The sequence below is a fragment of the Mucilaginibacter yixingensis genome, from assembly GCF_041080815.1.
Classification (GTDB): domain Bacteria; phylum Bacteroidota; class Bacteroidia; order Sphingobacteriales; family Sphingobacteriaceae; genus Mucilaginibacter; species Mucilaginibacter yixingensis.
Window position 1 is genome coordinate 2,792,957 of sequence record NZ_CP160205.1, and the last position, 26,666, is coordinate 2,819,622.

General features: G+C 44.8%; 19 protein-coding genes and 2 tRNA genes. 14 read left to right on the forward strand and 7 right to left on the reverse strand.

The features are described 5' to 3' along the window. Positions 1 to 29: 29 nt before the first annotated feature. Positions 30 to 3,152: an AsmA family protein gene (locus ABZR88_RS11360; RefSeq protein ID WP_369434687.1), complete on the reverse strand. Its 3,123-nt coding sequence runs from the start codon at positions 3,150 to 3,152 to the stop codon at positions 30 to 32. Between the two features lie 269 nt (positions 3,153 to 3,421). Between ABZR88_RS11360 and ABZR88_RS11365 the strand changes: the two genes are divergently transcribed. The 6 genes from ABZR88_RS11365 to ABZR88_RS11390 all read left to right on the forward strand — a co-directional run bounded on the left by ABZR88_RS11365 (position 3,422) and on the right by ABZR88_RS11390 (position 15,750). Beyond that, the gene (locus ABZR88_RS11365; RefSeq protein WP_107830342.1) at positions 3,422 to 4,606 is read left to right on the forward strand and encodes a metallophosphoesterase; all 1,185 of its coding nucleotides are present in this window, start codon (positions 3,422 to 3,424) and stop codon (positions 4,604 to 4,606) included. Positions 4,607 to 4,797: 191 nt separating this feature from the next. Next, positions 4,798 to 9,165, forward strand: coding sequence for a two-component regulator propeller domain-containing protein (locus tag ABZR88_RS11370; RefSeq protein ID WP_107830344.1), 4,368 nt, complete (start codon positions 4,798 to 4,800; stop codon positions 9,163 to 9,165). A 662-nt stretch (positions 9,166 to 9,827) separates the two neighbouring features. Beyond that, positions 9,828 to 12,839 carry a TonB-dependent receptor gene (locus ABZR88_RS11375; RefSeq protein ID WP_107830636.1) on the forward strand — a complete coding sequence of 1,004 codons (3,012 nt, stop codon included), beginning with the start codon at positions 9,828 to 9,830 and terminating at the stop codon, positions 12,837 to 12,839. Positions 12,840 to 12,851: 12 nt separating this feature from the next. Beyond that, the gene (locus tag ABZR88_RS11380) at positions 12,852 to 14,666 is read left to right on the forward strand and encodes a RagB/SusD family nutrient uptake outer membrane protein (RefSeq protein WP_107830346.1); all 1,815 of its coding nucleotides are present in this window, start codon (positions 12,852 to 12,854) and stop codon (positions 14,664 to 14,666) included. Between the two features lie 126 nt (positions 14,667 to 14,792). Next, positions 14,793 to 15,149, forward strand: coding sequence for a nuclear transport factor 2 family protein (locus tag ABZR88_RS11385; protein WP_107830348.1), 357 nt, complete (start codon positions 14,793 to 14,795; stop codon positions 15,147 to 15,149). Further along, positions 15,142 to 15,750: a GNAT family N-acetyltransferase gene (locus ABZR88_RS11390; protein ID WP_107830350.1), complete on the forward strand. Its 609-nt coding sequence runs from the start codon at positions 15,142 to 15,144 to the stop codon at positions 15,748 to 15,750. Before ABZR88_RS11385 ends, ABZR88_RS11390 begins: the two co-directional genes overlap by 8 nt. Before the next feature lie 47 nt (positions 15,751 to 15,797). On the opposite strand, the gene ABZR88_RS11395 is transcribed toward ABZR88_RS11390, so the two are convergent. Beyond that, positions 15,798 to 16,391 (reverse strand): lipocalin family protein, encoded by a 594-nt coding sequence (locus tag ABZR88_RS11395; protein ID WP_211309854.1) that lies wholly within the window; start codon positions 16,389 to 16,391, stop codon positions 15,798 to 15,800. Positions 16,392 to 16,622: 231 nt separating this feature from the next. Between ABZR88_RS11395 and ABZR88_RS11400 the strand changes: the two genes are divergently transcribed. Then, entirely contained in the window at positions 16,623 to 18,065 is a 1,443-nt protein-coding gene (locus ABZR88_RS11400; protein ID WP_107830352.1) for a glycoside hydrolase family 28 protein, read from the forward strand. A gap of 152 nt (positions 18,066 to 18,217) precedes the next feature. Here ABZR88_RS11400 and ABZR88_RS11405 read toward each other — a convergent pair whose 3' ends face one another. Together ABZR88_RS11405 and ABZR88_RS11410 are read right to left on the reverse strand one after the other, a co-directional pair. Continuing rightward, positions 18,218 to 18,916 (reverse strand): zinc metallopeptidase, encoded by a 699-nt coding sequence (locus ABZR88_RS11405; protein ID WP_107830354.1) that lies wholly within the window; start codon positions 18,914 to 18,916, stop codon positions 18,218 to 18,220. 11 nt (positions 18,917 to 18,927) lie between these two features. Continuing rightward, positions 18,928 to 19,218 carry a hypothetical protein gene (locus ABZR88_RS11410; RefSeq protein ID WP_107830356.1) on the reverse strand — a complete coding sequence of 97 codons (291 nt, stop codon included), beginning with the start codon at positions 19,216 to 19,218 and terminating at the stop codon, positions 18,928 to 18,930. Between the two features lie 243 nt (positions 19,219 to 19,461). Between ABZR88_RS11410 and ABZR88_RS11415 the strand changes: the two genes are divergently transcribed. From ABZR88_RS11415 to ABZR88_RS11445, 7 genes are all read left to right on the forward strand, one after another. Further along, positions 19,462 to 20,346, forward strand: a complete 885-nt coding sequence (locus tag ABZR88_RS11415) for an AraC family transcriptional regulator (protein ID WP_107830358.1) — start codon at positions 19,462 to 19,464, stop codon at positions 20,344 to 20,346. A 92-nt stretch (positions 20,347 to 20,438) separates the two neighbouring features. Continuing rightward, positions 20,439 to 21,479: an NAD(P)-dependent alcohol dehydrogenase gene (locus ABZR88_RS11420; RefSeq protein ID WP_107830360.1), complete on the forward strand. Its 1,041-nt coding sequence runs from the start codon at positions 20,439 to 20,441 to the stop codon at positions 21,477 to 21,479. Between the two features lie 178 nt (positions 21,480 to 21,657). Further along, a tRNA-Gly gene (locus tag ABZR88_RS11425) sits at positions 21,658 to 21,733 on the forward strand. A 164-nt stretch (positions 21,734 to 21,897) separates the two neighbouring features. Continuing rightward, positions 21,898 to 21,973, forward strand: a tRNA-Gly gene (locus ABZR88_RS11430). 94 nt (positions 21,974 to 22,067) lie between these two features. Continuing rightward, positions 22,068 to 22,535 carry a DUF4442 domain-containing protein gene (locus ABZR88_RS11435; RefSeq protein WP_107830361.1) on the forward strand — a complete coding sequence of 156 codons (468 nt, stop codon included), beginning with the start codon at positions 22,068 to 22,070 and terminating at the stop codon, positions 22,533 to 22,535. Positions 22,536 to 22,540: 5 nt separating this feature from the next. Further along, on the forward strand, positions 22,541 to 23,002 hold the full coding sequence (locus ABZR88_RS11440; protein ID WP_107830363.1) for a GNAT family N-acetyltransferase: 462 nt from the start codon (positions 22,541 to 22,543) through the stop codon (positions 23,000 to 23,002). A gap of 11 nt (positions 23,003 to 23,013) precedes the next feature. Further along, positions 23,014 to 23,643, forward strand: a complete 630-nt coding sequence (locus ABZR88_RS11445) for a helix-turn-helix domain-containing protein (RefSeq protein ID WP_107830365.1) — start codon at positions 23,014 to 23,016, stop codon at positions 23,641 to 23,643. A 232-nt stretch (positions 23,644 to 23,875) separates the two neighbouring features. Here the strand turns inward: ABZR88_RS11445 and ABZR88_RS11450 are convergent, their stop codons facing one another. The 3 genes from ABZR88_RS11450 to ABZR88_RS11460 form a co-directional block, all read right to left on the reverse strand. Beyond that, positions 23,876 to 24,718: an energy transducer TonB gene (locus tag ABZR88_RS11450; protein WP_107830367.1), complete on the reverse strand. Its 843-nt coding sequence runs from the start codon at positions 24,716 to 24,718 to the stop codon at positions 23,876 to 23,878. Positions 24,719 to 24,887: 169 nt separating this feature from the next. After that, positions 24,888 to 25,454 carry a DUF4468 domain-containing protein gene (locus ABZR88_RS11455; RefSeq protein ID WP_107830369.1) on the reverse strand — a complete coding sequence of 189 codons (567 nt, stop codon included), beginning with the start codon at positions 25,452 to 25,454 and terminating at the stop codon, positions 24,888 to 24,890. 66 nt (positions 25,455 to 25,520) lie between these two features. Then, entirely contained in the window at positions 25,521 to 26,561 is a 1,041-nt protein-coding gene (locus ABZR88_RS11460; RefSeq protein ID WP_107830371.1) for a porin, read from the reverse strand. Between the last annotated feature and the right edge of the window lie 105 nt (positions 26,562 to 26,666).

A 26,666-nucleotide genomic window follows, 5' to 3' on the forward strand; every position in this document is an offset into this window, starting at 1 on the left:
ATGAGCGGTATATTCAGTGGCTAAAACGCTTACTGCCCATCATCACCCTCGGCCTGCAATTCATCCTCTTTCTTGCCGTTGCCCAGATGAATTTTCGGATGCTCCTGTGTGCCCGTGATCGTCATCGGAATGCCGAATATGCCAAACGGCGGCAGGCCTAAACGGAATTTCAGGTTCAGGTTGCCTTTAAAATCTACCTGTCCCTCAAACCGCGGACGGAAGCCTGCAAACCTCATCTTGGTACGTTCTATTGTGATGATATTATTGGCGATGCTGCTCTTGATATCGACTTTAGATACATCTGACGTTCTACCCAGACTATCATGACCGGTCTGCTTGCCTACCGTACTAAACAAACGGAAACCTTTCAGCTTAACACTTTTTACAGATAGCACGCCCCCGCCTTTAAGCGATGGGTAAACGGGTTTCATATTGGCATTTAAACGGCCACCCAATTTATAATCAAGCGATACAATACCCTCGGCACTGGCGGCTGATGACGCCATATCATGGAACAGTTTGATTTGGTTATAAGCTTTCTTGATATCGAAGTTCTGGGCGTTGATGTGGTAATCAAAATAGGCCCGCTGCGGCGTGATACTGCCGTAAGTTGCATCCATTACCACTGGCGCACCAATCAAATTAAAACCAGCCTGTTTTAATAATAACTGACCATTATTGATCTGCATTTGTCCTTTAACATCGCTGATGTTCATTCCGCTGTATCGCACCTTTTTCACATCGGCTTCAAACGTCAGGTTCAGCGTTTTGGGAACTAGGATAACACCCGAGGCTGTAGAGGTTGGTGCCGGTTGTGATGGCGCGGTAGGCTGACCGCCGGCAAAGGCCATAAAATCGTCGGCAATCAGCAGATCGCTTTTCAGGTTAAAGTTACCAGCAAGGGTTGCGCCTGGTTTTACGGCGTAATCCAGTACGTTACTTAGCGCACCGTTCAACACAATAACCGAGCGACCGTAACGGGCGGTAAATGCATCAAACTGCATTTTGTCCTGGTTAAAGCTAAAATCGCCCTTCTTGATGATGAACGGTTTAGGGAACAGCTCGCTACGCAACACCAAATCTTTAACGTGCATTGAACCAGAGTTGGCCAGCCTGTCATAACGCCCCGCAACAGCATCACTCTGCCTGCCTTTCAGCGTAAAGTTGGTGGTAATTAAGCCTTGTACGTTATACCCTTTAACTGCAAACACGCGGTAAATTTTGCCAATATCCAGCGTGCCCTGCGAGTGCATGCTATAATTCAGATTAGCAAAGTTTTGCAGATTGGCCCGAACCATAAACGGCTGGCCTTCAAATTTTAATGATACCGGTTTAATAAAGATTTTCATGCCGGCCAGCGTGCCAGTGGTATTGATGATATTGGTGCTGATTTGCAAATCCTCAATTGGATGCGGATAATACTTGGTTTGAATATAGCCGTTGGCAAGATCTACAGTCGCATTGGTTACCGGGAAGATCTTTTTAGCCGGAATATAGCGCCCTTTGGTGCTTACATCGGCACTTAGATCACCGCGCACATCAATACTGTCTGCCGGGTAAAACTTCTTCAGATCAGCCAGGTGGAAACGTGCTTTCAGGCCGCCGTCCATGGCCAGGCCGTCGGTATTACTCAATTTAAAGTAGCCTTTTACAAAATTGCTCAAGGCCTCGGCATTAAGATCAGTCAACGCCAGGGTAAAGTGCTTGATATCATTATCCGGGCATTGGGCATCCAGTTTGAAACCAATGTTTTTTACACCCTCGGGCAGTGTAGCATATTTAATATAACCGTTGGTAAATGCCGACTGCAGGCGAAACTTAGGCACGCTGGCAATCACCGTATCATACCGGCGCAGCCCTATCTTCTTTACGCCTTTGGCATATTTGCCCTGAGCCAGCAGGTGCAATTCATAGCGTCCTTTCAGATCCACCGCCTTTACACCAAAGGCCCGGTTCCATTTCTCCAGGTCGATAGCCGTATTTACGCGAGCAAAAATATCTGGTGTATTTATCCCCTTCACCCTGAAACAAGCATCAAACTTATCCTGATCAATCCTGAAATGCAATGAATCAAGGTTGAATTTGAGGCTATCCGGATTAAGCTGCGGCACACTGGCATTCATCCTCACATACAAATCTTTAACCGGCGATGGCGTTTTGTTATTGGCCACATAGCCGTTATTGATCTTAAGACTAAAATTTAGATCAGGATTGATTTTCTTGGCGCTGATGTATTGCCCGGCCAGCGACAGGTGGATCTCTCCCTTGCCGTCAACATCGGTATGCTCAATGTATTTGGCATATTCGCCTGGTAATGCCGTAAAAATATCGCTCAGATCTGTTGGGGTAGAATCAAATTTAAAATCCATATCATACCCATCCTTCATGAAGCCGAAACGACCTTTAAAGCGAAGCGGCAGCTGGTTGATCCTCAGATCATTCTTCTGAAAAATAAACTCCAGCGATTTGGTATTGATGCTGGTCACCAAATCGGCATTCAACTTTTTGTTTACTACATAGGCCTGACCGGCATAGTAAAAATCAACCGCGCCAATTTCTGTGTGGGTGTGCAAGTCAAACACATCTTTGCTTAAATCGCCGCTGCCAGTGTAATTGAAATTACGGGCGTTGATGCGCATGGGTAAAGAGGCATCATTATAAACCAAACGGCTTTTTTCGATGATGATCTGATCAATCCCCATTGATGCTGCCGCAGTATCGGCCTGTGCATTTTTGTCTGGCGGCGATGCCTTGTACACATTGTAATTGGCGTGGCCCGCGCTATCAACCTGTATGTTAATGGTAGCCTGACTCAGATATATTTTACTGATCTGCACCTTACTGCGCAGCAGCGAACTAAGATCTATAGCAAAAGAAACCTCCTTGGCCGCAGCCAGTGTATCACGCTCAAACGGTGCACTGCCTTTCAGGTCAAAATCGCTCAATGTAAGCGTCAGTTCAGGAAAACGTTTAAAGAAAGATAAACTGGTGCCCGAGAAACTCAGCTGACCGTTAAGGTGCTGGTTAGCCAGTTGTTTAATCTTCTGTGTTATAGTTTGCGGGAAAAGTACTGGCAATAAAAACATTAGCAGCACTATACTGCCCAATGTAATACCACTGATCTTTAGCGTTTTGACCAACAGTTTTTTCAAGGGTATCTTCATAAAAAAATCGCTACGGAACGGCTGTCCAAAGATACATATAAAAAGCACCCGGCCTTGGTTTTTAGCAGAATAATGGGACAACCGCTATCATCACCTCTTCTTTTTCTATTTAAAACCGATAAGCTTTCTATCAATACGCAACAGAACAAAAACGCCCCTTGGTCATAAAACAATCAGATAAAACTACTTTTTTTGGAGTTGTAAAATGTTTTTGTTTCTTGTTCGTCTGTTCTAAAAAAACGTGTTTCTTTATTGATATGGCTAAAAGGCTTCCTCTGATACTATTGCTCTTCCTGGCGGGCGACATTTATTTTTACCAGGCTGTTACTACACTTTCTCAAAATCCGCTTTTACATTGGGTTTACTGGTTGCTGGATATCTTGCTGATTATAGGCATCATAAGCATTACAATGATACGCCGCGCGGGCAACAACGCACAACGACTGATTGCCACGTTAATGGCGGTAATGCTGATGGATTTCATCCCTAAAATATTTGCTTCACCGGTATTGCTGGCAGAAGATGTTATGCGCATCTTCCGCAGTTTCCCGCCACGAAACCTTTACATAAGCGAAGCTACGCTAGCGCTGGCAGGCATATTCTTCCTGATTATTCTGTTCGGACTCACCCGTGGCAAGCATTTTTACAGGGTAAGACGCGAGACGCTTTTCTTTCCAGATCTGCCAGCGGCGTTTGACGGCTTTACCATCACCCAACTTTCTGACATCCATGCCGGCAGCTTTAGCGATGCCGAAGGTGTGCAAAAAGGGCTTGACCTGGTCAATGCACAAAAAAGCGATGTGATTTTATTTACGGGCGACTTAGTGAACAATCAGGCCACCGAAATGGACCGATGGATTCCGGCTTTTTCTAAACTGAAGGCCCCAATGGGAAAATTCTCGGTACTGGGTAATCATGATTATGGCGATTATATTAAGTGGGAAACCGCGGAAGCTAAAAGTGCAAACCTGGCCCGTCTGAAACAGATACACGGCGAAATTGGCTTCCGTTTGTTGTTAGATGAAACCATCACCCTAAAAAAAGGAGAGCAATCAATCTCATTAATAGGTGTAGAAAACTGGGGCACCGGCGGTTTCCACCAATACGGAGATCTGAAAAAGGCTGCAGCCGGCGTGCCCGACGATGCTTTTAAAATCCTGATGTCGCATGACCCATCGCACTGGGAAGGCGTAACGCTTGATCATCATCAGCATGTACACCTCACTTTATCTGGGCATACCCATGGAATGCAGTTCGGTATTGAGTTGTTTGGCTTTAAATGGAGCCCCATTAAATATGTATACAAGCAATGGGCGGGGCTTTATGATAACGACGGACGTTTCTTATACGTTAACCGCGGATTTGGTTTTCTGGGATTAAAAGGCCGCATTGGCATGTGGCCAGAAGTTGCGGTAATTACTTTGAAGCGTAAAAAAGCCTAACCCAAGCCACTTTTGACCGTTTTTGCCCGCGTTGTTTTACAACTTCTCCATTATCGATATGTTAAGAACGTACAATGCTTTGTAAAAATATTATAGCATAGGCTTTAAGCACCGGTTAATTTTGTAGAATACCACTAAAATCACCTGCTCCCGTTGGTGTGTTTTAGAAACCTGATTTCTACTTAGTTATTATGAACGGTGTTGTAAAAATCATAGCGACTTTACTCGTATGGCTTTGCCTTGCGCAACCCGTCAGCGCGCAATTAAAGTGCAAGGTTGAACATTACACCACCGAAGACGGCCTCTCGCATGATAGGCTTACCGGTATCATTAAAGACCATGATGGGTTTATCTGGGCCGGCTCATGGGATGGCATTAACCGGTATGACGGGCGTTCGTTTGTACTCTATAAATCTTTCCCCGGCGACAGCTCAAAACTGGTGAACGACCGAATTGTGGGGATACTTGATGACCGAAAGGATAAGCTCTGGCTAAAAGGATCACAGAACGAGGTTTACCTGTTTAATAAACGCAATGAACAGTTTTATCCTATAAACACCGTTATCCCCGGTTTTGACGCGCGTAAAATAGAGGTCAAAAGCATGATTTTTGTTAAGGAGGGATTGGTTGCGTTAACCACAAAAAAAAACGGGGTGTTCTTTGTTTTTACTACACAAAACCAGCCGAAGGTTATAGCTTGTTCCCGTACGGGCAAAGCAGCTATAAAACTACCGTCTGATACCGTTAACTTTGTTTTTCAGGATAAACTTAAACACATCTGGATTGGTACCAATCACGGATTGGTTGTGGCTAAAGCTACCGGCAATGGTCTAACCCTTATTTACCCCCTAACGCATTACCCGGGTTTAAACTACACAGATTTTTCTGAAGGAAGCAACGAATTATACCTGGGCACGGCACAGGGATACCTGATCAGGATCAATCAAAAAAACGGCGCAGCTCAACCTATCAAAATTACCGAGGGTGCCATTACTGCCCTGCATAAAGCAAGCAACGGCTCTGTTGTTTATTGCGCTACCAATAATGGAAAATTGGTTCAATTTCAGCCGAATAGCCTTAACACCACCACCGACTTGATTTGTAAAAATGAGCCGTTGAGATCTATTCATGAAGACCGATCTGGCGCTTTGTGGCTGGAGCCTGAATCGCGGGGTATTATACGCTATCTGCCAAATTCCAGAACATGGAAATGGCACACCAGCCCTACTGATGGCACCAACAACGGCACCAAGTTTCATAACTGGTTTGAAGACAACGCCGGTAGGATTTGGGTAAACATGAAAGGCGGCGGATTTGGGTTTTACAATACCAGCAAAAATGCAATAGATTGCAACTACCAGGATGACGAACAGGAAGCCACCGCCCGTTTCCCCGAAATAGTTTATGATGTTTGTTATGACGATGCCGGCATTATTTGGTTGTCGACAGCAAAGGGCCTGATCAAAATCATCCCGCAAAATCTTAATATCAGACTAGAACCTGTTGATCCAAACACTAACGAGCTACAATCTAATGAAGTAAGAGGGTTAACCACAGATAGCCGGGGCCGTGTTTGGGTGGGTACACGTAACGGACATATTCTTATCTATCAGAACGGTAAACCAATCAATACACAATTTATCGGATTACCAACCAAGGGGTTTGGCTCCATTTACGCCATTTGCGAAGATCACCAGGGCGTAGTGTGGATAGGCACTTATAATAACGGGCTGTTCAAGGCTACCCCAACATTACCCGGTGCTGGGCAATATCAAATAAACCACTGTGCGGATGTAACAGGTGCCGATGCATTAAAAGGAAGAAAAATTACTACCCTGTTTGAAGATGCCAGCCAACGGCTTTGGGCAGGCACCTATGGTGATGGGCTCTATGAGATTATTGACAATGGCCCGAGTATAAAAACCATTGGCATAAATTATAGAAACCACACGGAGCATAGCAGGTTTGGAAAAATCAGGCACATTGCAAAAGACAACCTTAACAATCTTTGGTTAGCCACTACAGACGGGGTGGTTGTTTTAAATTTAAAGAGCCATCTGGCGGCGCCAGATAACATAGTAATATACAGCAAGGTAGTGGGTTCACCTGTGGGTTTGTCTGATAACGATGTGTTGTACGTTTATAAAGATCACAACAACAATATGTGGCTGGCCACAGCAGGCGGCGGAATATGCCGGGCCACAACCAACAATCCATTCAAGGGCGTATCATTCAAAAATTACACAAAGCATGATGGCTTTTCGAGCGACTATGTGCTAAGTATCTGTGAAGACAAAGCCCGAAATCTGTGGCTGGCTACCCAAAACGGACTATCGAAATTTAACCCTACCAATGAGAGCGTGCGCAATTACACTTCGCGCGATGGCGTTTTTCGCCCGGCGTTTTCTGAATCTTCTATCACCAATCAACCTGACGGGATGATTATAGTCGGATCGACCAAGGGCCTGGCCTGGTTTGATCCCGCAAAATGGGCCGACAGCCAGGTGAACACCCGCATAGCCTTTACCAACTTACAGATTAACAACACCGATGTTGCTACAGGTGCTTCAAACAATATACTGGCTCATAATATAGATTACAGCAAAAGTATTGAACTGAGACATTATGAAAATACAGTCAGCCTTGATTTTGCACTACTTGATTATTTGCATGGCAACGATCAAAACCTGCTTTACCGATTGGCGGGCTATAACGATAAATGGCAAAACAGCGGCGGGCAACGGCGCGTAACTTATACTAACCTCCCTCCTGGCAATTACCGTTTTGAAATAAAGACAGCCAATAACAGGCTCTATGCCAATCATGTATACCGTAGCATTAACATCTCGGTAAAGCCGCCATTCTGGAAAACGTGGTGGGCCTATCTCATGTACACGGCTGCATTGTGCTGGTTAATACTCACCATCGTTAAGACTGTTAAAACCATCTTGAAATTAAAACAAAGCGTAGCGATAGAACGTAAAGTTGCCGCGCTCAAGTTAGATTTCTTCACCAACGTATCTCACGAGTTACGTACGCCACTCACGCTTATCCTCAATCCGCTGCAGGAGTTGATGGACAAAGAAAATTTTTCTGCCAAAGGCAAGTCATACATTCAACTGATCTACCGCAATGCCGAGCGCCTCACCCGCTTTATGAATCAATGGCTGGATTTGCGGAAAATTCAAAGCGGCAAAGGCGAGTTAAATTATCAAAAGGTAGAGATCCTGACTTTTATCCGCGAAATAGCCGGTCACCTCATTCACCCGGGAAATGACAAACGGATTGCGCTTACCATCAACGCCAGTTTCGATGAAATGGAGGTAGTGGTTGATCCCGAAAAGTTTGATGTGCTCATCTACAACATTATTGCCAATGCGGTTAAGTTTTCGCCAGAACAAGGAAACATAACCATCAATGTCAGCATGCCTGATGATGCCGGCAATTTCAGCATCAGTATAAGCGATGAAGGCATTGGCATATCTGAAGATAAGTTGAAAGATATTTTCAAACTGTATTTCACCGATAGCCGTAAAGACGCACAGCATATCACTGGCACGGGTATTGGCCTGGCGCTCTCTAAAGAAATTGTAGAAATGCACGGTGGGCAGATATATGCGCAAGCCAATCATCCGCATGGTCTAAGCATCGTTATCAGTCTACCCCTGGGTTTGGATATTGATAAATGTATGCCTCCATCACCATCAACCTACCCTCAGCAAATTCCACATGTGTTACAGGCAGTTGAATATATCGATACCCAGCACATCGAAAATCCCCCAGGCGCCGGTTTCCCAGTTTTGCTTTTAGTAGAAGACAACCATGACCTGCGCGATTTTCTATCAATGCAGTTAGGTGATTATTACCAAGTTGCAACGGCCCAGAATGGCAAAATCGGCTTACAGATGGCCATTGATTTAATGCCTGATATTATCGTGAGCGATGTAATGATGCCATTAATGACTGGTATAGAGATGCTGGATAAGATTAAAACTACCGATGCCACCAGTCATATCCCGGTTATACTGCTTTCAGCAAAATCATCCGTAGAAAGCCAGATTGAGGGCCTGCGCTATGGTGCTGATTACTATCTGAACAAACCATTTCATAAAGAACTACTGCTAACGGTTATTACCACGCTCATTAAGCAACGCAAACAGTTGTTTGACGGGTTGGTAAAAGACCGCATTGTCGACTTGAAACCCGGTCAGGTGGCTATCACCTCTAAAGACGAATTATTTCTGCGACAGGTAATCAACATTGTTGAGAGCGGTATGTGCGATCCTGAATTTAACGTAGAAATGGTAGCCGATGCCCTTTCTATGGCACGCACCACGTTCTATAAGAAATTTAAATCGCTTACTGATGTTTCCATGAGCGACTTCATCCGCGATATGCGTTTGGAGCGCGCCAAGCAGCTAATAGATGCCGGCGAGAACCGCATCTCTACCGTTGCCTACAGTGTTGGCTTTAATAATCCCAAGTATTTCAGCACCTGCTTCCGCGAAAAATTTGCCATTTCGCCAACTGATTACCTCAAATCTCTGCACGCCGCCTGATAATCTTGAAAAACGCCTCCCTGAACTCAAAATAATCCATTTCGAACCATTTGGGTACAATTTTGAACCTCTTTATCCCCGCTCACAGATAGCTTTGACCCCGTTGACCGACTGGTTTTGATCTTACAAAATCAGTCCAAATCAACAGACCAATTATTTACAAACCGGGCCTGTTATGATGAGATGACCAGGCCGGAAACAGTGATTTACCGTTGGGAGATTTCTTTTAAAATTTCTCTTTACCGATTTGAATTAACCGCGATAGCATGGCGTTGGGCTCTTGTATGCTCTTTGTTATGGCGTATCAAATGTTAATACTGGTAACAGGTGTGATTTATTGGATTTTTTTCCAGATCTCACCTGACCTGCTCCTGTAAATCAACTCAAAATTATTGGTCTTTCTAAACCGGTTCGCTATCAATCTGTGTATCGCCCGGTGTCGTCTCATCAGTGTGATAATTAAGCGTGTTACTAACTAAGAAAGATCAGCCTATGAATTAAATCATTATTAAACGCCTCAATCAAACTGCTTTAACCAAAGCATCAGGAACACATCTCTGCAAGGATGTGATGTCCTTTCTAATTGATTAAATACCAAAATCTAAACTAACCCCACAGGGTCTGAAATAAAGACCCGTCACACAAAGAAAGAACAAATGAAAATGGCAAAACATACATTTCTCGTTCTGCTCTGTACATTTTTATTCCTCGGGCTGGCCAATGCCCAGGAAAGAAAAATTACGGGCAAAGTTACAGATGCAAATAAAGGCGAGCCCATACCCGGCGCCACCGTTTCTGTAAAAGGTAAAAAACAAAAGGTAGCAACAGACGTAAATGGAAACTACACCATCTCTGCAGATCCGGCTAAAGATGTGCTGGTAGTAAGCTTTATTGGCTACAAAGAGCAATCGCTGCCTATTGGCGGTAAAAGCGCTGTTAACGTTACCATATTAGAAGATACCCAGGGCCTTAATGAGGTAGTGGTAGTAGGTTACGGTACGGTTAAAAAACGCGACCTGACCGGTTCTGTAGTATCTGTAAGGGCTGCAGACATTACTGCTAACCCGGTAACCAACGTAATGGAATCATTACAGGGCAAAATTCCGGGAATGGATATTAACCGCACATCGGGCGCGGTTGGTACCAATCCGCAGGTGTTGCTGCGCGGCGATCGTTCTATTTATGGCGATAACTCACCGCTGTACATTGTAGATGGTATTCAATCAAGCTATGACCAGATCAACCCATCGGATATTGCTTCTATCGACGTGTTAAAAGATGCATCTTCTACAGCCATTTACGGCTCGGCTGGTTCTAACGGTGTGGTAATTATCACTACTAAAAAAGGGAAAGTAGATCAATCGTCAGTTAACGTAGATTCTTACTACGGTTTCAGCGGCGATCCGCACTTTCTGCACAGCATGACCGGCGATGAGTACATCCAGTATCAAAAAGAAAGATACCGTACAGCCAACGGTGTTTATCCAACAGATCTGTCGCAGCTATTCACCAACGCCAACATTCTGGCCGCCGTACAGCAAAACAAATGGATTGACTGGATCGATGAAATTGTAAACAAATCTGCTACACAGCAAAAGTATAATATCTCTTTTAGCACTGGTGTTAAAAAGACGCAGATCTACACCTCATTCACTTATTCTAAAGAAAGCGGTTTGTTAACTAATGAGAACCAAACCCGCGGTGGTATCAGACTAAACCTTGATCATCAGCTGACCAGTTGGGCAACCATCGGTACCAACATCAACGTAAACTATACGGTAAAAAACGCGCGTTATAATAACATCTTCACCAAATCTCTTGATGCGCTTCCGCTGGGTGACGCACGCGATGCCAACGGCAACATCAATGTAACTTATATTGATGGCCATACTACCCCGCTGGGCGACGAGATACCCAACCAATCGGTAGACAACACTCGCTCGCCGTACGGCATTCTGAATGGTTATCTGCAATTGACACCGATAGCAGGCCTTACCATCCGCTCAAATATCGGCCTGTCGTTTAATGATAGCAGACAAGGTAAATACATCGGTAAGTTATCTCCTGATGGCATCCCTAACACCTACGCTACTCCCCTTGCCACCATCAATAACTACTTTGGTTATGGCTACACCTGGGAAAACACCGTTACCTATAACAAAACGATTGCCAAGAACCACAATATTACCTTGACAGGTATTACCTCGTGGGCAGACAACCGTAACGACCAGAATAATGAACTGGCACAAGGCCAGGACCTGGACTCATATCTGTTCTATAACCTGGCTAACGGTACACAGAAAGTGGGCTTAGGCTCGTCTTATACCCAAACAAATCGCCTGTCTTTCGCAGGTCGTTTAAACTATAGCTTTATGGGTAAATACCTGCTCTCGTTCACCAATCGCTGGGACGGTGTTTCTCCACTGGCCGAAGGACATAAATGGGCCATGTTCCCTGCCGGTTCTGCAGCCTGGCGCGTATCAGACGAGGCGTTTATGTACAAGGTTAAAGATGTAGTGAACGAGCTGAAACTGAGAGTGGGCTATGGTGTAACCGGTAACTCGGGCGGCATTGGTGCTTATTCATCTCAAACGCAAGCCATCACTTACCAGGCTATTTCATTAAATGGCGCATTGGTGCCTAACCTTCAGTATGTGGGCTATTTTTCAAACCCCAACATCAGCTGGGAGAAAAGCTACAACCTAAACCTGGGTGCTGACATGTCTTTCCTGAAAAACCGCATAGACCTCTCGGTTGATTATTACAACACCGAAACCAAAGGCCTGCTGTTTAAGCGTACCCTGCCGGTAACTGCCGCCATTACTGCCTGGGCATCACCAATGCAAACCTGGCAAAATATTGGCGAGACCAACAACAAGGGTATTGAGATTGCGTTGACCACCAGAAACTTTGCCAACAGGAAATTTACCTGGACAACCAATTTTGCCTTCACCAAAAACAATGAGAAAATTGTTTATCTGCCAGATGGCGACTTAGTATCAGAAAAATTATTCCAGGGCCACCCGGTAAGTTCATTCTATGACTATAAGTATCTGGGCATTTGGTCAACCGCCGATGCAACCGAAGCTGCCAAGTACGGCGCTCAGCCAGGTTATGTTAAAGTGGCTACCAATCCCAAAATTATCAACGGTGTAAGCGACGATGGCGTGCACCCATACACAAGTACAGACATGCAGATCCTCGGCTCGGCTGTTCCAAAATGGCTGTTGGGTATCAACAATACTTTTACCTACCAGAACTTTGATTTCAATGTGTTCACGATGATCAGATGGGGATCAATGATCCAGAGCAAGCTGATAGGCTGGTATGATACCGGCGATAACGGTCAGCCGAAAGGTATTGATTACTGGACACCTGAAAATCAGGGAGCTTACTTCCCTCGTCCGGGTATTGCCAGCACCACCGGTATTGCTTCCTTACAATACCTGGATGGTTCATACCTTAAAATCAAAACCATTACGTTGGGTTACAAACTTCCACAAAGCCTGCTAAACAAGCTGACTATGAAACAAATGCGCATTTACGCAACTGCTTACAACCCATTGGTATTTACCAAAGAAAAAGCGCTGAGAGGTACCGACCCTGAAACTAACGGATCTGATATTTTCCCGCTGTATGCATCATTTGTTGTGGGTTTGAATGTTACTTTTTAAAGGATAAAGTTTATGAAATCAATTCAAAAAATAATATTATCGGGTTTATTGCTGGCAGCCTCGGCAAACTCCTGTAAATTAAAGGAATATAATCCATCTGGCTTTACCATAGATGCGGTTGCGGCATCATCTGTAGACGGTTATCAGAAACTTATTAATAACTGCTACTTTGGCATGGAGCGTGCGCTGTATGGTAACAACTTATGGATGACCTACCTGGAAGGCGGAACGGATATTTGGACCAACCAGAAAAATAGCGCCACCTCAAACATTGCCTATTTTAAATACGGTGGTATCTCTAACATCCCAACCACGCAATTTGCCGGCGTTTGGAATGCTTGTTATGACGGTATAGGTTATTGCAACGCCGCCATAAAATATGCGGCCGTAGCACCTTTCCCTAATGATGCAGCCAGAAATGCGGTTGTTGCACAGGCCTATTTTATGCGGGCCATGTACTACTATAACCTGGTAGAACAGTTTGGCGGCGTTACCGCCCCTACAGAACCGGCCGCCAACTTTGATACGCATCCGCCGCGCGTACCGCCGCTTGATATCTATAAAACCATCATCATCCCCGATCTGGAATTTGCTGCTCAGTGGCTGCCGGTTGGCAATACGGTTACCCAGCCATCCAAAAAATCGGCAATGGGTTTGTTGGCCAGAGCTTATCTGCAAACCGTAGAATATGATGATACTAAAGCCTATGCTGCAAAAGCGTTGGCAACAGCCAAGTTGCTGATTGCAGATTGCGAAGGCGGCGGAACCCAATACGGCGCGTTTATGTACTCAACCTTTGACGATGTTTTTGCTGAAGCAAACAACATGGCTAACAAAGAAGCCCTGTGGTCTCACCGCTTTGTTGTTGGCGGGGTTAGCAACAGCGCCTGGATCATGAACCAGAATAACGAGTTATTTTATTGCGTGGTAACTGATTTTGGCGCAATGCAATTCAGCGGTACAGATTATACCACCTGGGGACGCCGCTCTGGCGGTATGTTTATGCCTACTCAGTACTTGCTGAACCTTTATGTTCAGGCTGATGGTACGATGGATCCGCGCTACCATAAATCTTTCCAAACACAGTGGACCAGCAATAAAACAGGCTACACCTGGTCTGCAGCTAATTTGGCAACCTATGATCGTAGTGCTGCGGTTACCACTACCAGCACACTAGCCAATGGCGATCTGTCGATAGATTTTATATTCCCTAAAGATCCGGGATACGCCACCAAAAAGGCTACCAAACTGGATCAGAAATACCTGGTGGTAGATTATGCCGATGTTTATGACGATGCCAGCAAAACCGTTAAAATGACCTATCAAAAGGTAAACCAATCGCCGGGCACAACGGCTACGCCAAACCCATTCTTTGGTTTTTACCCATCGCTCATCAAACATAACAGCAGCAATTATTATGTAAACAACGCTGCCAGCAATCGTTACGGCAACCTCGACGCCACCTTTATGATGCGCATGGCCGAAGTTTACCTGATTGCTGCCGAGGCCGACATTTATGTAAACAATGGAGCCAATGCAGCAGGCTATCTAAACAAGGTAAGAACCCGAGCAGGCGCACTGCCATTAACCGGCACTCCAACCATTCAAACGGTTCTGGATGAGCGCGCCCGCGAGTTGTGCGGAGAGTACGTACGTTTCTACGATTTGAAACGCACCAAAAAACTGAACAAAACCTACCTCATGGCCACCAACCCTGATGTTGGTCAGTTTTTCCGCGATGGAAACAACGAGGTGAGGCCAATCCCTTCTGCGTTTTTGACTACGCTGCAGGGTGCCGGTACTTACTATCAAAACCCGGGTTATTAATTTAACCTTTGGCTGAAAACAACGAAAGAGACCGTCTCACACCAGAGACGGTCTTTTTGTTTTAGCGATCTGTTTACTGTAAGCGATGATAAATTTTTAACTTACCGCGGTTAAATCTCTACCATTATGATTGCTGCACAACATGCCACCCAATTTGCCCACCATTGGATTGAAGCCTGGAACCGTCATGATCTGGACGCTATTATGGAACATTATGTTGATGATGTTCAGTTCTGCTCGCCCATGATTATACAATTGCAGGTTAATGAGCTGGGTAAGATTGATGGCACCGATGAATTGAGGCGTTATTTTGAGACCGCCCTGAAAGCATATCCTCACCTTAGGTTTACGCTGCTCAATGTGCTTGCAGGTGTAAACACCATTGTAGTACATTATGTAAGCGTGAACGATAAACAAGCCGCCGAAGTTTTTGAACTGAATGCCAACGGCAAAGTAAAAACTGTACTTTGTAATTATGCCTGATCAATCGTTAACCAACAGCTGGATTAACAGTCCTATTATTTTAGAAGATGACCTGGTAAAACTGGAACCACTGGAATCCAAACATTTCGATGCTTTACGTGCCATAGCGGCTGACAAACGCATCTGGGAATTCTATCCAGCCGACTATAGTGATGCTGACCATATTAATGATGCGCTTACCAAAGCACTGGAAGAAAGAGAAAAAGGCAGCCAATACCCTTTTGTGATCATCGACCGCCGCTTGGATAAAGTAATTGGCAGCACCCGGTTCCTGGATATACAACCCGCACACCGCAAACTGGAGATTGGCTGGACCTGGCTCCATCCTGATTACTGGGCAACCAACCTTAATACCGCTTGCAAGCTGTTGCTATTACAATATTGCTTTGAAACGCTCAAAACGGTGCGCGTACAGCTAAAGACTGATGAAAACAACCTTCGATCGCGCAAAGCTATACAGAAAATCGGCGGACAGTTTGAGGGCATCCTGCGGCACGATATGGTTAGGGGCAACGGTACTATGCGCAATTCCGCCTATTTCAGTATCATCGATAAGGAATGGCAAGAAGCGAAAAACAGGCTACAAGAAAAATTGAAATAAAAGAAAAATAGCCGGCCCGATAAATCATCAGTCTGGCTATTTTCTCTTTAACTTACTGTTTCAATGGGCACCTCATCAGCAGCCTGCTGTTTTGTCCAAATTAACCGGCCGACATCGTAGCCTATAGCCTTAGCCTGTTGCAAAAACACATTACGAATTTCCGCGGGCATTACCGGCGCTCTGGATAATAACCACAGATAATCCAGGTCATTACCGGCTATCATGGCATATTGATAATCATCGTCTAAAGCAATTACATTGTAAGCGGCATAAAACGGCCCGAAAAAGGATACTTTTAGTCGACCGGTAGGTTCTTCGTCTACAAACCTGGCCTTGCCTACGCTACTCTCCCACTCACTATTGTCCATCCGCACACCACGGTTGACGACCTTGACGGAGCCATCAGTATTAAGTGAATAATATGCCGTTACGTTTTGTAAACCCCGTTCAAAACGATAGTCAAACCGGGCAATTTCATACCATTGGCCCAGGTAACGGTTAATATCAAAGTTAGTTACCGGTATCGCGCCATCGGGTATACTAACGCGGGTTTTAGACCACATCCATAAACCAGCGGTAGCCAAGGCACCCGCCGCTAACGCATAAGGTGCAGCGTCTTTAAAATAATGATTCGTTCTCATTGATAGTTGTTTATACTATCAACGCAAAAGGCTTGCCAATTGACCGTCTGATAAATTGTTTAATTTAATAATGAGCAAAACTTATGCTTGTGTGCTTATTTTGTAACATCTTTATCAATCAGGCCGGTGCATGACGCTTTGCTCCTGCCGTTCGCTATCTTTAGCCGACCAATTGTTGACCAACCAAACATGGTTCACCAATACACTTATACTGATTAAACTTAAAACAGCATGCTATCAACCCATTTCAAAAAGTTGAACATTAAAACCTATTTATTGGGCCTTTGCCTGTCTGCAGCCATCCCTGCACATTCTTTTGCCCAGGAGCAAGTGGAGAACTGGACCTCTGTAGATCAGCCGCTCCAGGCGATGCAGAACGTGCGCAAAATGATCCATGCGCCGGTTTTCCAAAACAAAGACTTCCTGATTACTAACTACGGTGCCAAAGGCGATGGCGTGACCAAAAATACAGAAGCATTTAAAAAAGCCATAGAGGCCTGCGCGGCAGCAGGCGGCGGTCATGTAATTGTGCCGGCAGGCAAGTTTTTCACTGGCCCCATCTACCTGAAAAGCAACGTAGATGTGCACTTACAGGATAACGCGGTAATCATTTTCAGCCATGATACTAAAGACTACCCCGTGGTATTAACCCGTTGGGAAGGTAATGACTGTATGAATTTCTCGCCACAATTTTATGCTTACAAAGAGCAAAACATTGCGGTAACCGGCACAGGTACCATTGAAGGCGGCGGCAGCAAAGAATACTGGTGGGGCTGGAAAGGCAGAAAAGATTTCGGCGCGCATGAAGGTGTACCTAACCAGGCGAAAGACAGGGACAACCTGCAAAACATGGCCCATCAAGGCGTTGATGCGCGGAAAAGAGTTTTTGGTGAAGGCCATTACCTGCGCCCCAATATGTTTGCCCCTTACGAGTGCCAGAATGTGATGATCCAGGGCGTAAAACTGATCAATTCGCCAATGTGGTTCATCAGCCCTGTAATGTGCGATAACGTGACAATAGAAAAAGTAAACGTTAAAGCAGAAGGCCCCAACACCGATGGTTGCGACCCTGACGCCTGTAAGAACGTACTGATCAAAGACTGCTTTTTTGATACGGGTGATGATTGTATCGCTATTAAATCTGGTCGTGATGAGGATGGCCGCAATGCCGGTCGCCCCGCAGAGAATCACATCATTGAAGGCTGCGAAATGCACAACGGACACGGCGGCATTACCATTGGCAGCGAGATTGCCGGTGGCGCCCGCAATATATTCGCCATCAACTGTCACCTAAGCAGTCCTGATTTGAATTTGATTATCCGTATCAAAACAAGTTCATTACGTGGCGGCACCATTCAGAACGTATTTGCAAAAGACATCAAAGCAGGCACCTATCATGATGCGGCCATTGGCTTTGATATGTTTTATGAAAAACCAGGAAACTTTATGCCAACCATCCGCAATTTCTGGATAGAGAACCTAAGCGTTGAAAAAGGTGGCGAATACGGCATCGTTGTTCACGCTTACAAAGAATCACCGGTACGTAATCTAAAGATGATCAATTGCAGTATCAACGGCGTAAAAACACCATTAAAAGTTGACAATACTGCCGGCTTACAACTAAAAAATGTAACCATTAACGGTCAGGAAGTTAAAGCGCCGGAAGCTAAATAACCCCAGTTCATTTCGAACGTAACGCAGCGAAGAGAGAAATCTTAGTCCCCAAGTCAATAGATAATTACCTGGCAGGTGTCTAAGATTTCTCCTCACGCTACCACCCGGTCCCTACCTTGTTCGTTTGAAATGACATCAATTTAAATATCAGATCAATTCCTCCGGTTCAACAAAAAAGAGGCATAATACAGCAACGTAGCCAATGAGCCCAACGCAGCCACAACGTAAGTCATAGCCGCCCACCAAAGGGCATCCTGCGCCTGGTCATGCTCTTGCTGGGTTTGCATAATACTGTAGTTATTATTTAGCCATTCCAAGGCGCGCCTGCTGGCATCAAACTCAACCGGTAATGTGATAAAGCTAAAAATGGTTACCGCAGCCAAAGCTATTACACCAATAAACAACACCACGGGATTACGCGCAAAAACCATCAGCATAATACCAATAAACAGCGCCCATTGTATGAGGGTTGAAGCAATATTTATCACCGGCACCAATGCCGAGCGCAAGCTAAGCCATGCGTAAGAACGGGCATGTTGCACGGCGTGCCCGCACTCATGCGCAGCAACGGCAGCTGCGGCTACCGTTCGTTCATAATAAACAGACTCGCTTAGGTTAACCGTGCGGTCTGCCGGATTGTAATGATCGGTCAAACTACCTTCTGCGGCCACCACGCGCACATTGGTAATACCATGATCGCGCAGCATACGCTCGGCTACTTCGGCCCCTGAAAGGCCAGAAAGCAAATCAATCTCTGAATAAGTTTTAAACTTACTGCGAAACCGCATTTGCACAATAAAACTGATCACCCCTACTATGATGGTGAGCAGCCACGCACCACTGTAATCCATAGCTTTATTAATTAATTTGTTCCGTTTACCGCAACACCAGCGCCAACGGGAGCCCAGATCTTAAAAACGTGCTCGTATTGCCCGCTCAGGTCTTTTACCATTATGGCCAGATGCTCTAACCTATTAGGTAAATATTCGTCAATCAGGCGATAAATACGTTGCAGATAGTCACCCAGGCGCTGTTCAAAATTGATAGTACTTAAACTGATAATGATATTTTGGCTATCTGTGCTTACTGCCTCAATATCCACTAATTCATTTTTAAATAACTTTACTACTTCAGTATCTAATTGCTCTTTCATTTCTTCTCTCCCAAACCGCGTGGTGGGCGCCCTTTATACGCAGCGCCGCCAGTACGGTTATTCCTTTTGCGGTTAAAACAGCTGATTAGATTTTGGGTTTGCGGCTTTTAACATTTTTAACAGTTTTTAACGCAATTTGGGTAAAGAAATCTGGTCGTAACTAAAACTCAATCCCGCTAAGTAAAATTGAAACCACCAATAAGCATACATTTCTTTTCTCTTTGAAATGTATAACTTTGCCACATGGACGCTTTATCTGCCGGCATAACCGATAATTACCTCGACAACATACATAACGACCCTGCGCAGGTGCGCGTATCGCAGATCTGCACCGCGCATTGTACCCTCGCTGGCTATAACCGCCGCGACTTTTATAAGGTTACGCTTAACCTGGCTTGCAACAGCAAATTGTTTTACGCCAGCCGAGCGATAGATATTGATAAACCGGCTCTTGTATTTACCAATCCGTTGATACCCTATTCATGGGAAGGCGACCACACCAACTCAGACGGGTATTTCTGTGTGTTTACCCATCAGTTCCTGCAGGGCAACGGTCGACTTGACAGTCTTGATCAATCCACTTTATTTAAACCTGGAGGTGATCCTGTCTATTTTGTTAATGATGAGCAGGTTACTTTTATCAGAAGTTTATTTGAGCGTATGGAGAAAGAGATGGAAAGCGAATACCTCTATCGTTTTGATGTGGTACGCAATCACCTTAATCTCATTATGCATGAGGCTATCAAGATGCAACCTGCAGTGGCTTATTACAGGCCGCAAAAAGCATCATCGCGCATTGCCCAATTGTTTCTGGGCTTGCTGGATAAGCAATTTCCGGTAGAATCTCCGCAATACATCGTTCCCTTAAAAAAGGCTGGCGATTATGCCGATAAGCTAGCGGTACATGTAAACCACCTCAACGCTGCCGTGCGCGAAAGTACCGGCAAATCTACCACAGAGCATATCAACAGCCGCATACTGGCCGAAGCACGTCAGTTGCTCACGCATACCGATTGGAGCGTATCAGACATTGCTGCCAGTCTGGGGTTCGACTATGCATCTTACTTCAACAACTTCTTTAAAAAACACACAGGACTAACACCACTGGCACTGCGTAAGAATCTTTGAAAAGTATAATTATTACTTTGAAACGTTTAGCATAGTTTTTAGACCGCGCTGGTACCTTTGCTCTGCAAATAGCATAAAAAATTATCTAATCTATGATTGAAGCAAAAGGATACGCAGCACAAACCCCGGAGACTGATCTTGCTCCGTGGAATTTTGAGCGCCGCGAAGTTGGCCCTCATGATGTGCAAATTGAGATCTTATTCTGTGGCGTTTGCCACTCTGATCTGCATCAGATTAAAAACGACTGGTTTCCGGGTGTATTCCCAATGGTACCTGGTCACGAAATTGTGGGCCGCATTATTAAAGTGGGTGATCACGTTAAAAAATTCAAAGTTGACCAACTGGCCGGCGTTGGCTGTCTGGTAGACTCATGCCAGGTTTGCGAAAACTGCCAGCAAGGCCTGGAGCAATATTGCCTTGACGGCAACACCCAAACTTATAATAACCTTGACCGTAGCGGCGTGCCAACCTATGGCGGCTATTCAAATACCATCGTAGTGCGCGAGGAGTTTGTATTACACGTTTCAGATAAATTAGATCTGGCGGCTACCGCTCCTCTGCTGTGTGCTGGTATTACCACCTACTCGCCATTACGCCACTGGAAAGTTGGCAAAGGCCATAAACTGGCTGTATTGGGCCTGGGCGGCCTGGGCCACATGGGCGTTAAGTTTGGCGTTGCTTTTGGTGCCGAAGTAACGGTATTGAGCACATCTCCATCAAAAGAAGCTGCGGCTAAAGAACTGGGCGCACACCATTTTGTGGTAACGTCTGACCAGGCACAACTGGATGCTGTTAAAGGTTCTTTCGATTTTATCCTGGATACGGTATCTGCCGAGCACGATATGAATATGTATCTATCGTTATTGAAAACCAATGGCACCATGATTTGCGTGGGCGTACCATCAGAACCTTATGCCGTGCATCCGTTTGCACTGTTGGGCGGCCGTAAAAGCCTGGCTGGTTCTGGCATCGGCGGCATCCCCGAAACTCAGGAGATGCTGGATTTCTGTGCCGAGCATGGCATTGTGTCTGACATTGAACTGATAGACATTAAAGATATCACCGCCGCATACGCCCGCATGTTAAAAGGCGACGTACGTTACCGTTTTGTGATAGATCTGGCTACACTGTAAGGCCCAAAGAGTATCAGCGTTAAAGCCTCTTCTTTTACCAGAAGAGGCTTTTTTATGTTTCTGTAAAACCCATTTTAAAATTATCCTCCTGAAAATCAAACACCAACAGCACACCTTCCCACATTTGTTAAAAAAAGTTTTCATAGTTATTTAAAGTATCTATATTTGCAACCCCAACGCGAAAGTAGCTCAGTTGGTAGAGCACGACCTTGCCAAGGTCGGGGTCGCGAGTTCGAATCTCGTCTTTCGCTCCAAGCAGATATAAGCCTTCCCGAAAAGCGGAAGGCTTTTTCTTTTTACCCCTCTCCGATCGACGATACTTTTAAAAATCATCTTCGTTGGCCCTCATGGTTTTATCAGCAAATAGTTTAATATTTTTTTCATAGTTATTTTAAAGTTCTATATTTGCAGCCCCGACGCGAAAGTAGCTCAGTTGGTAGAGCACAACCTTGCCAAGGTTGGGGTCGCGAGTTCGAATCTCGTCTTTCGCTCCAAGTAGACAAAAGCCTTCCATTAACGGAAGGCTTTTTCATTTTATCCCCTCCCCAATCGCCAAAATTTCTTTAAAAATTATCATCTTTAGCCGTCATGGCTTTATCTGCAAATGCCTTAAAATGGCTCATCCGTTTTTATCCTCCACTCTTCTTTCAGCGCATCTGGGTAAAAAACATCCGTAGCGATTGGCGCGGGGTAACCGTAAAGGTTAATAAGAGTCTGCTTAACCTCAATTACAACCGTTCTATTTTTGGCGGTACGCTATTTGTTGCTGCAGATCCATTTTATCCTATCCTCTTTTATCAAATTTTTACCAAGAAGGGTTATAACATTATTGTTTGGATGAAATCGGCGGAGGTACAGTACATGAAACCGGCCATGACAACCCTTACCTTCAACATTTATATTGACGACAAAACCATTGAGGAAGCCGAACATATTTTAAATACCGACGGCAAATACACCAAGTTTTTGCCCATTGAGATGTATGACAAAAAAGGCGACCTCTGCGTAATGGTTTTCTGCGAAGTATATGTGCGCAACCTGAACATCATCAAATAGCCGCCATGAAAGTAATTATGAATGATGCCGCCTTCCACAAAAAGGGCTACCAGATATCAACAGACCGCTCCCTGCTTGATTTTGAGGTAATCTACCAATACCTGGACAAAGAATCATACTGGGCGCAAGGCATCCCGCGCGAACGCCTGCAAGCCGCTATTACTAACTCCATGTGCTTCGGCATCTACTTTGAGCAGCAACAAGTTGGTTTCGCGCGCGTAATTACAGACAAAGCTACGTTTGCCTACCTGGCAGATGTTTTTGTACTGGAAACACACCGAAAAAAAGGACTTTCTAAATGGCTGGTACAAACTATTGTGCAGCACCCCGATCTGCAAGGTTTAAGACGCTGGTCGCTCGCTACGGCCGATGCACATGGCTTGTATGCACAGTTTGGTTTTACGCCGATTACCAAGGCCGATAGATGGATGGAAATATTTAATCCGTATCTTAAGCCACAGAATTGAGGAAGTGACGGATGAATATCAAAAAACTGATTCTTGAGGGCGAAGGTGTATCGCTCGACTTTAAGAAAACCATAACCAAGCACGAGAAAATTGCCAAAACCATGGTGGCTTTTGCCAACAACCAGGGCGGTCGGTTATTGATTGGCGTGGCCGATGATGGCTCCATAAAAGGCGTAAAGTTTGAAGATGAAGAACGTTACATGATTACCCGTACGGCCCAGCTCTACATCCGCCCCGCTCTTGAACCTGTTTTTGAAGAGATTTATGTAGACGACAAGCTGGTACTGGTTGTAAATATTGAAAACAGCGACACCAAGCCCCACTACGCCCTCGCTGAGGACGGCAAATGGTGGGTGTACGTACGCGTAAAGGATAAAAGCGTACTGGCCAGCAAAATAGTGGTAGACGTACTAAAACGTGGCAATGAAGACCAGGGCACACTCATAGAATACTCTGACAAAGAGCACGCACTAATGGCCTACCTGGCCGAACATGAGCGTATAGACATTAAAGAATTCTGCAATCTGCTATCCATCAGCCGTAAAAATGCGCAGCGCATATTGGTTAATCTTGCGCTGTCTGGCGTAATTACTATTCATACTTCTGAGAAGGAGGAGTATTACACGGCGGCGGTGGGGTAACAACTGATACTTACAATCCAAATAAGATATCATCCCGAACCAAAGTGAGGGATCTTTTCGATAACACGTCGCGACTGATCGCCCCGAAAAGGTCTCTCCCGCTGGTCGAGATGACAGCTTCTTCCTTCTCCCCAAAAACAAAAACTGCCGCTTTATGCAAGCGGCAGTAAGCACAAATCAACCACACTTTCTGGAATTTAGTTTTTGTGAGAGGTTTTAGGTATGATAAGGTTTAGTTGTCGTTACTTAATTGAAAGTTGATTGGGATGGTATACTGCACCCGCACCGGATTTCCGTTTTGTTTACCGGGGCTCCAGGCCGGGGCCAGCTTGAGTACACGCAAGGCTTCTTCATCAAAGCCATAACCGGCACCCCGCACCAGTTTAATATCTGTAAGGTGACCATCTTTCTCTATAATAAATGAAAGGAAAACTTTACCGCTGGCACCTGCCTCTTGTGCCATACCCGGATAACGCAGGTTTTTTTGCAGAAACTTAGACCAGGCTTCGGGGCCGCCTTTGGGTTGCGGCATATCTTCAACAGAAAGAAAAACTGTACCCGGATCTTCTGTTGTACTATTGGCATTAGTACCAGTCCCTCCTGGTGTGCCTTCTGGAATATCCAATACATTTCCGGCCGGTCCACTATTAGGCACGTTTACATCCTTGTTTCCAATGGCAACATCTTCTTTTATGGGCTCTATGTGCTCTGCTTCTATATCGGGCTTAACCACGTAAGGCACATAACGTTGAATTGATGCAGGCTGTGCCGGCTTGGCAGCTGGCGGAGGTCCTTCTGGTTTAACCTTAACAACGTTTTCTTTAGGTTTAACTGATGGTGGCGGTTGGATAGTGACAGTAATAGTCTTGGTATTGTCTTCTACAACCGGGTGGTGACTAATGATATTTGCAGTAATTGCAAAGGCTGATACCACAAACACCGTAGCAGCCACCGCACGTAGCATAATACCATTGTAACGGGTTCGCAACTCATACGCTCCGTATGTTTTATTACGACCGGCAAATACAAGCTCGAGCCACTCGCGCTTGCACAAATCTAATTCTGAAATAAGCATAGCAGTTGAAATTTTATTTTAATATTTAACGCCTGCTAAATACTCAAATTGCTATTATTTCAACTTTTCAGAATATCGCAACAATAAACTAATATTTTAGTTTATTGAATAACTAAATATTTAGTTGTATTGAAAGAATGATAATTTTCAGTCGCTTTTCAGACCTGTCCTACCACTTATGCGTGTCTACTTTTTGCGCCTTTTCTTCCTGTTTCTGCGCGTTTGCTGCAAATTGCTTTAAATTCTCGCCAACTTGCTTGCAATGTTTCATCAGTTGATCCATATAATTATCAAGTAATGTTTTGTCTACTTTACCCTGAGCCTGCTCCAGCGGTATCTCCTTCCCTGCTATGGGTACGTAGTTATTATAACGGTCACGCTGATATGGCGTGAACACAAAATCGCTCAGCCAATAGCGGTACCTGCCATCTTTAAATTCTGCATGCAGCTGATAGGTAACCTGCCCGTCTTCGTGCTTGGTCAGCCCGGCATATAAAACAACTTTTGAGTTGACCAGGATCTGACTGTCAGGTTTGCCTTTAATCTCTTTGGGCGTATAAGTCTTACTCAACCCAGCATAGCAACGGGCATACAAATCGCGGGCAGAAGCGCCAGCTTGCTCGGCAGTTTGGTAATAGATGTATTTATTATGTTCATCCAGCGCAAGGGTTTGCTTTTGGGCGAAACCAAGTTTTGACACCAGGACTAAAGCAATGACAACGATCAGATTCTTCATATTATAAAAAAAGCCGCCGGCTACATTTCCGGCGACTCTAATTTACTTATAAACTATTAAATTTTATTAAAAGGCGTAAACTGCAGCTAATGAGAACTGAGATGCGTCTTTTGTAACAGCGCCTTTGCTATCGGTAAAGCTGCTGTATGATTTATTACCGAAGCTATCTAAACGAACCTCTGGAATAAAGGTAAGCGGACCACCTTTAATGTTAGCAGTAGCAGTAAATGCAGTTACGTGCATTTTTGGAGTTGTACCAAAAGCTTTTGTTTCAAAATACTCACCTCTTAAACCAAAGGTTACAGCACTTGATACAGCCAGCTGCGGATAAAGAGCAACACCATCGTAACCACCACCATTATGTGGTTTTGAGAAGGTAGCACCGTTCAAACCCAGTTTAAAGGCATCGGTGATTTGATAGTTGGTAGTTAAGTCAAAGATTGTTCCTGATACAGAACCGGTTGCCAGGTTCAGGTAAGCAGTCCAGCCTTTTACCGGTGCCACCATTAACTGAGCACCAAAGGTAGATACATCATAAGTTGAGGTATAAGTGTTCCAGCCATCGTTAAAGATACCAGCCATCAAGCTCACTTTATCAGAGAAAGCATAAGTAGCTTTAAAGCCAGCATTCTGGAACGGACCGTTGGTGAACAGGTATGAAGTTGAGTAGTTGAAGTTACCAACCGGGCTAATTACCTCATAACCAATAAAGGTTGACATGTAACCAGCTGTCAGGTTAAACTTGTCGGTAACATCATAAGATACATACAAGTTTTGGATGTGGTAGCTTGATACACCAGTTGGCAAAGTACCGGTAGCTGCATCAGGCAATGATTGCTCCTGACCTCTTGGACCGAAAGATAACTCACCAACAAATGATGCTTTACCTACTTTCTTTTTCAAGCCCAGGTCAATCATACCGATAGAGATAGAGTTTTGATCTGAAGCGAAAGAAGTAGGGATATTTTTGTGACCAGAAAAGTCATACTTATAATAAGTATCAACAGACCCAGAGATAGCCAGTGGCGGATCTGCAGGCTTGTCTTGCGCGAAGGCGCCAAATGATACAGCAGAAAGAGCAAGTAAAGGTAAAAGTTTAATTTTCATCGTTTTAACTTGTTTTAAGGGTTGAATTTCTCAGTTTAATCAGGGCATACCTTATCTAATCCTGCCATAAGGCAGGTTTGTAGGATACCATAAAATTTCAATTTG

Bases quoted from the DNA above. Each gene is read 5' to 3' on its own strand.
- ABZR88_RS11365 (WP_107830342.1), top strand. From the start codon at position 3,422: ATGGCTAAAAGGCTTCCTCTGATACTATTGCTCTTCCTGGCGGGCGAC.
- ABZR88_RS11370 (WP_107830344.1), top strand. From the start codon at position 4,798: ATGAACGGTGTTGTAAAAATCATAGCGACTTTACTCGTATGGCTTTGC.
- ABZR88_RS11375 (WP_107830636.1), top strand. From the start codon at position 9,828: ATGGCAAAACATACATTTCTCGTTCTGCTCTGTACATTTTTATTCCTC.
- ABZR88_RS11380 (WP_107830346.1), top strand. From the start codon at position 12,852: ATGAAATCAATTCAAAAAATAATATTATCGGGTTTATTGCTGGCAGCC.
- ABZR88_RS11385 (WP_107830348.1), top strand. From the start codon at position 14,793: ATGATTGCTGCACAACATGCCACCCAATTTGCCCACCATTGGATTGAA.
- ABZR88_RS11390 (WP_107830350.1), top strand. From the start codon at position 15,142: ATGCCTGATCAATCGTTAACCAACAGCTGGATTAACAGTCCTATTATT.
- ABZR88_RS11395 (WP_211309854.1), bottom strand. From the start codon at position 16,391: ATGAGAACGAATCATTATTTTAAAGACGCTGCACCTTATGCGTTAGCG.
- ABZR88_RS11400 (WP_107830352.1), top strand. From the start codon at position 16,623: ATGCTATCAACCCATTTCAAAAAGTTGAACATTAAAACCTATTTATTG.
- ABZR88_RS11405 (WP_107830354.1), bottom strand. From the start codon at position 18,916: ATGGATTACAGTGGTGCGTGGCTGCTCACCATCATAGTAGGGGTGATC.
- ABZR88_RS11410 (WP_107830356.1), bottom strand. From the start codon at position 19,218: ATGAAAGAGCAATTAGATACTGAAGTAGTAAAGTTATTTAAAAATGAA.
- ABZR88_RS11415 (WP_107830358.1), top strand. From the start codon at position 19,462: ATGGACGCTTTATCTGCCGGCATAACCGATAATTACCTCGACAACATA.
- ABZR88_RS11420 (WP_107830360.1), top strand. From the start codon at position 20,439: ATGATTGAAGCAAAAGGATACGCAGCACAAACCCCGGAGACTGATCTT.
- ABZR88_RS11435 (WP_107830361.1), top strand. From the start codon at position 22,068: ATGGCTTTATCTGCAAATGCCTTAAAATGGCTCATCCGTTTTTATCCT.
- ABZR88_RS11440 (WP_107830363.1), top strand. From the start codon at position 22,541: ATGAAAGTAATTATGAATGATGCCGCCTTCCACAAAAAGGGCTACCAG.
- ABZR88_RS11445 (WP_107830365.1), top strand. From the start codon at position 23,014: ATGAATATCAAAAAACTGATTCTTGAGGGCGAAGGTGTATCGCTCGAC.
- ABZR88_RS11450 (WP_107830367.1), bottom strand. From the start codon at position 24,718: ATGCTTATTTCAGAATTAGATTTGTGCAAGCGCGAGTGGCTCGAGCTT.
- ABZR88_RS11455 (WP_107830369.1), bottom strand. From the start codon at position 25,454: ATGAAGAATCTGATCGTTGTCATTGCTTTAGTCCTGGTGTCAAAACTT.
- ABZR88_RS11460 (WP_107830371.1), bottom strand. From the start codon at position 26,561: ATGAAAATTAAACTTTTACCTTTACTTGCTCTTTCTGCTGTATCATTT.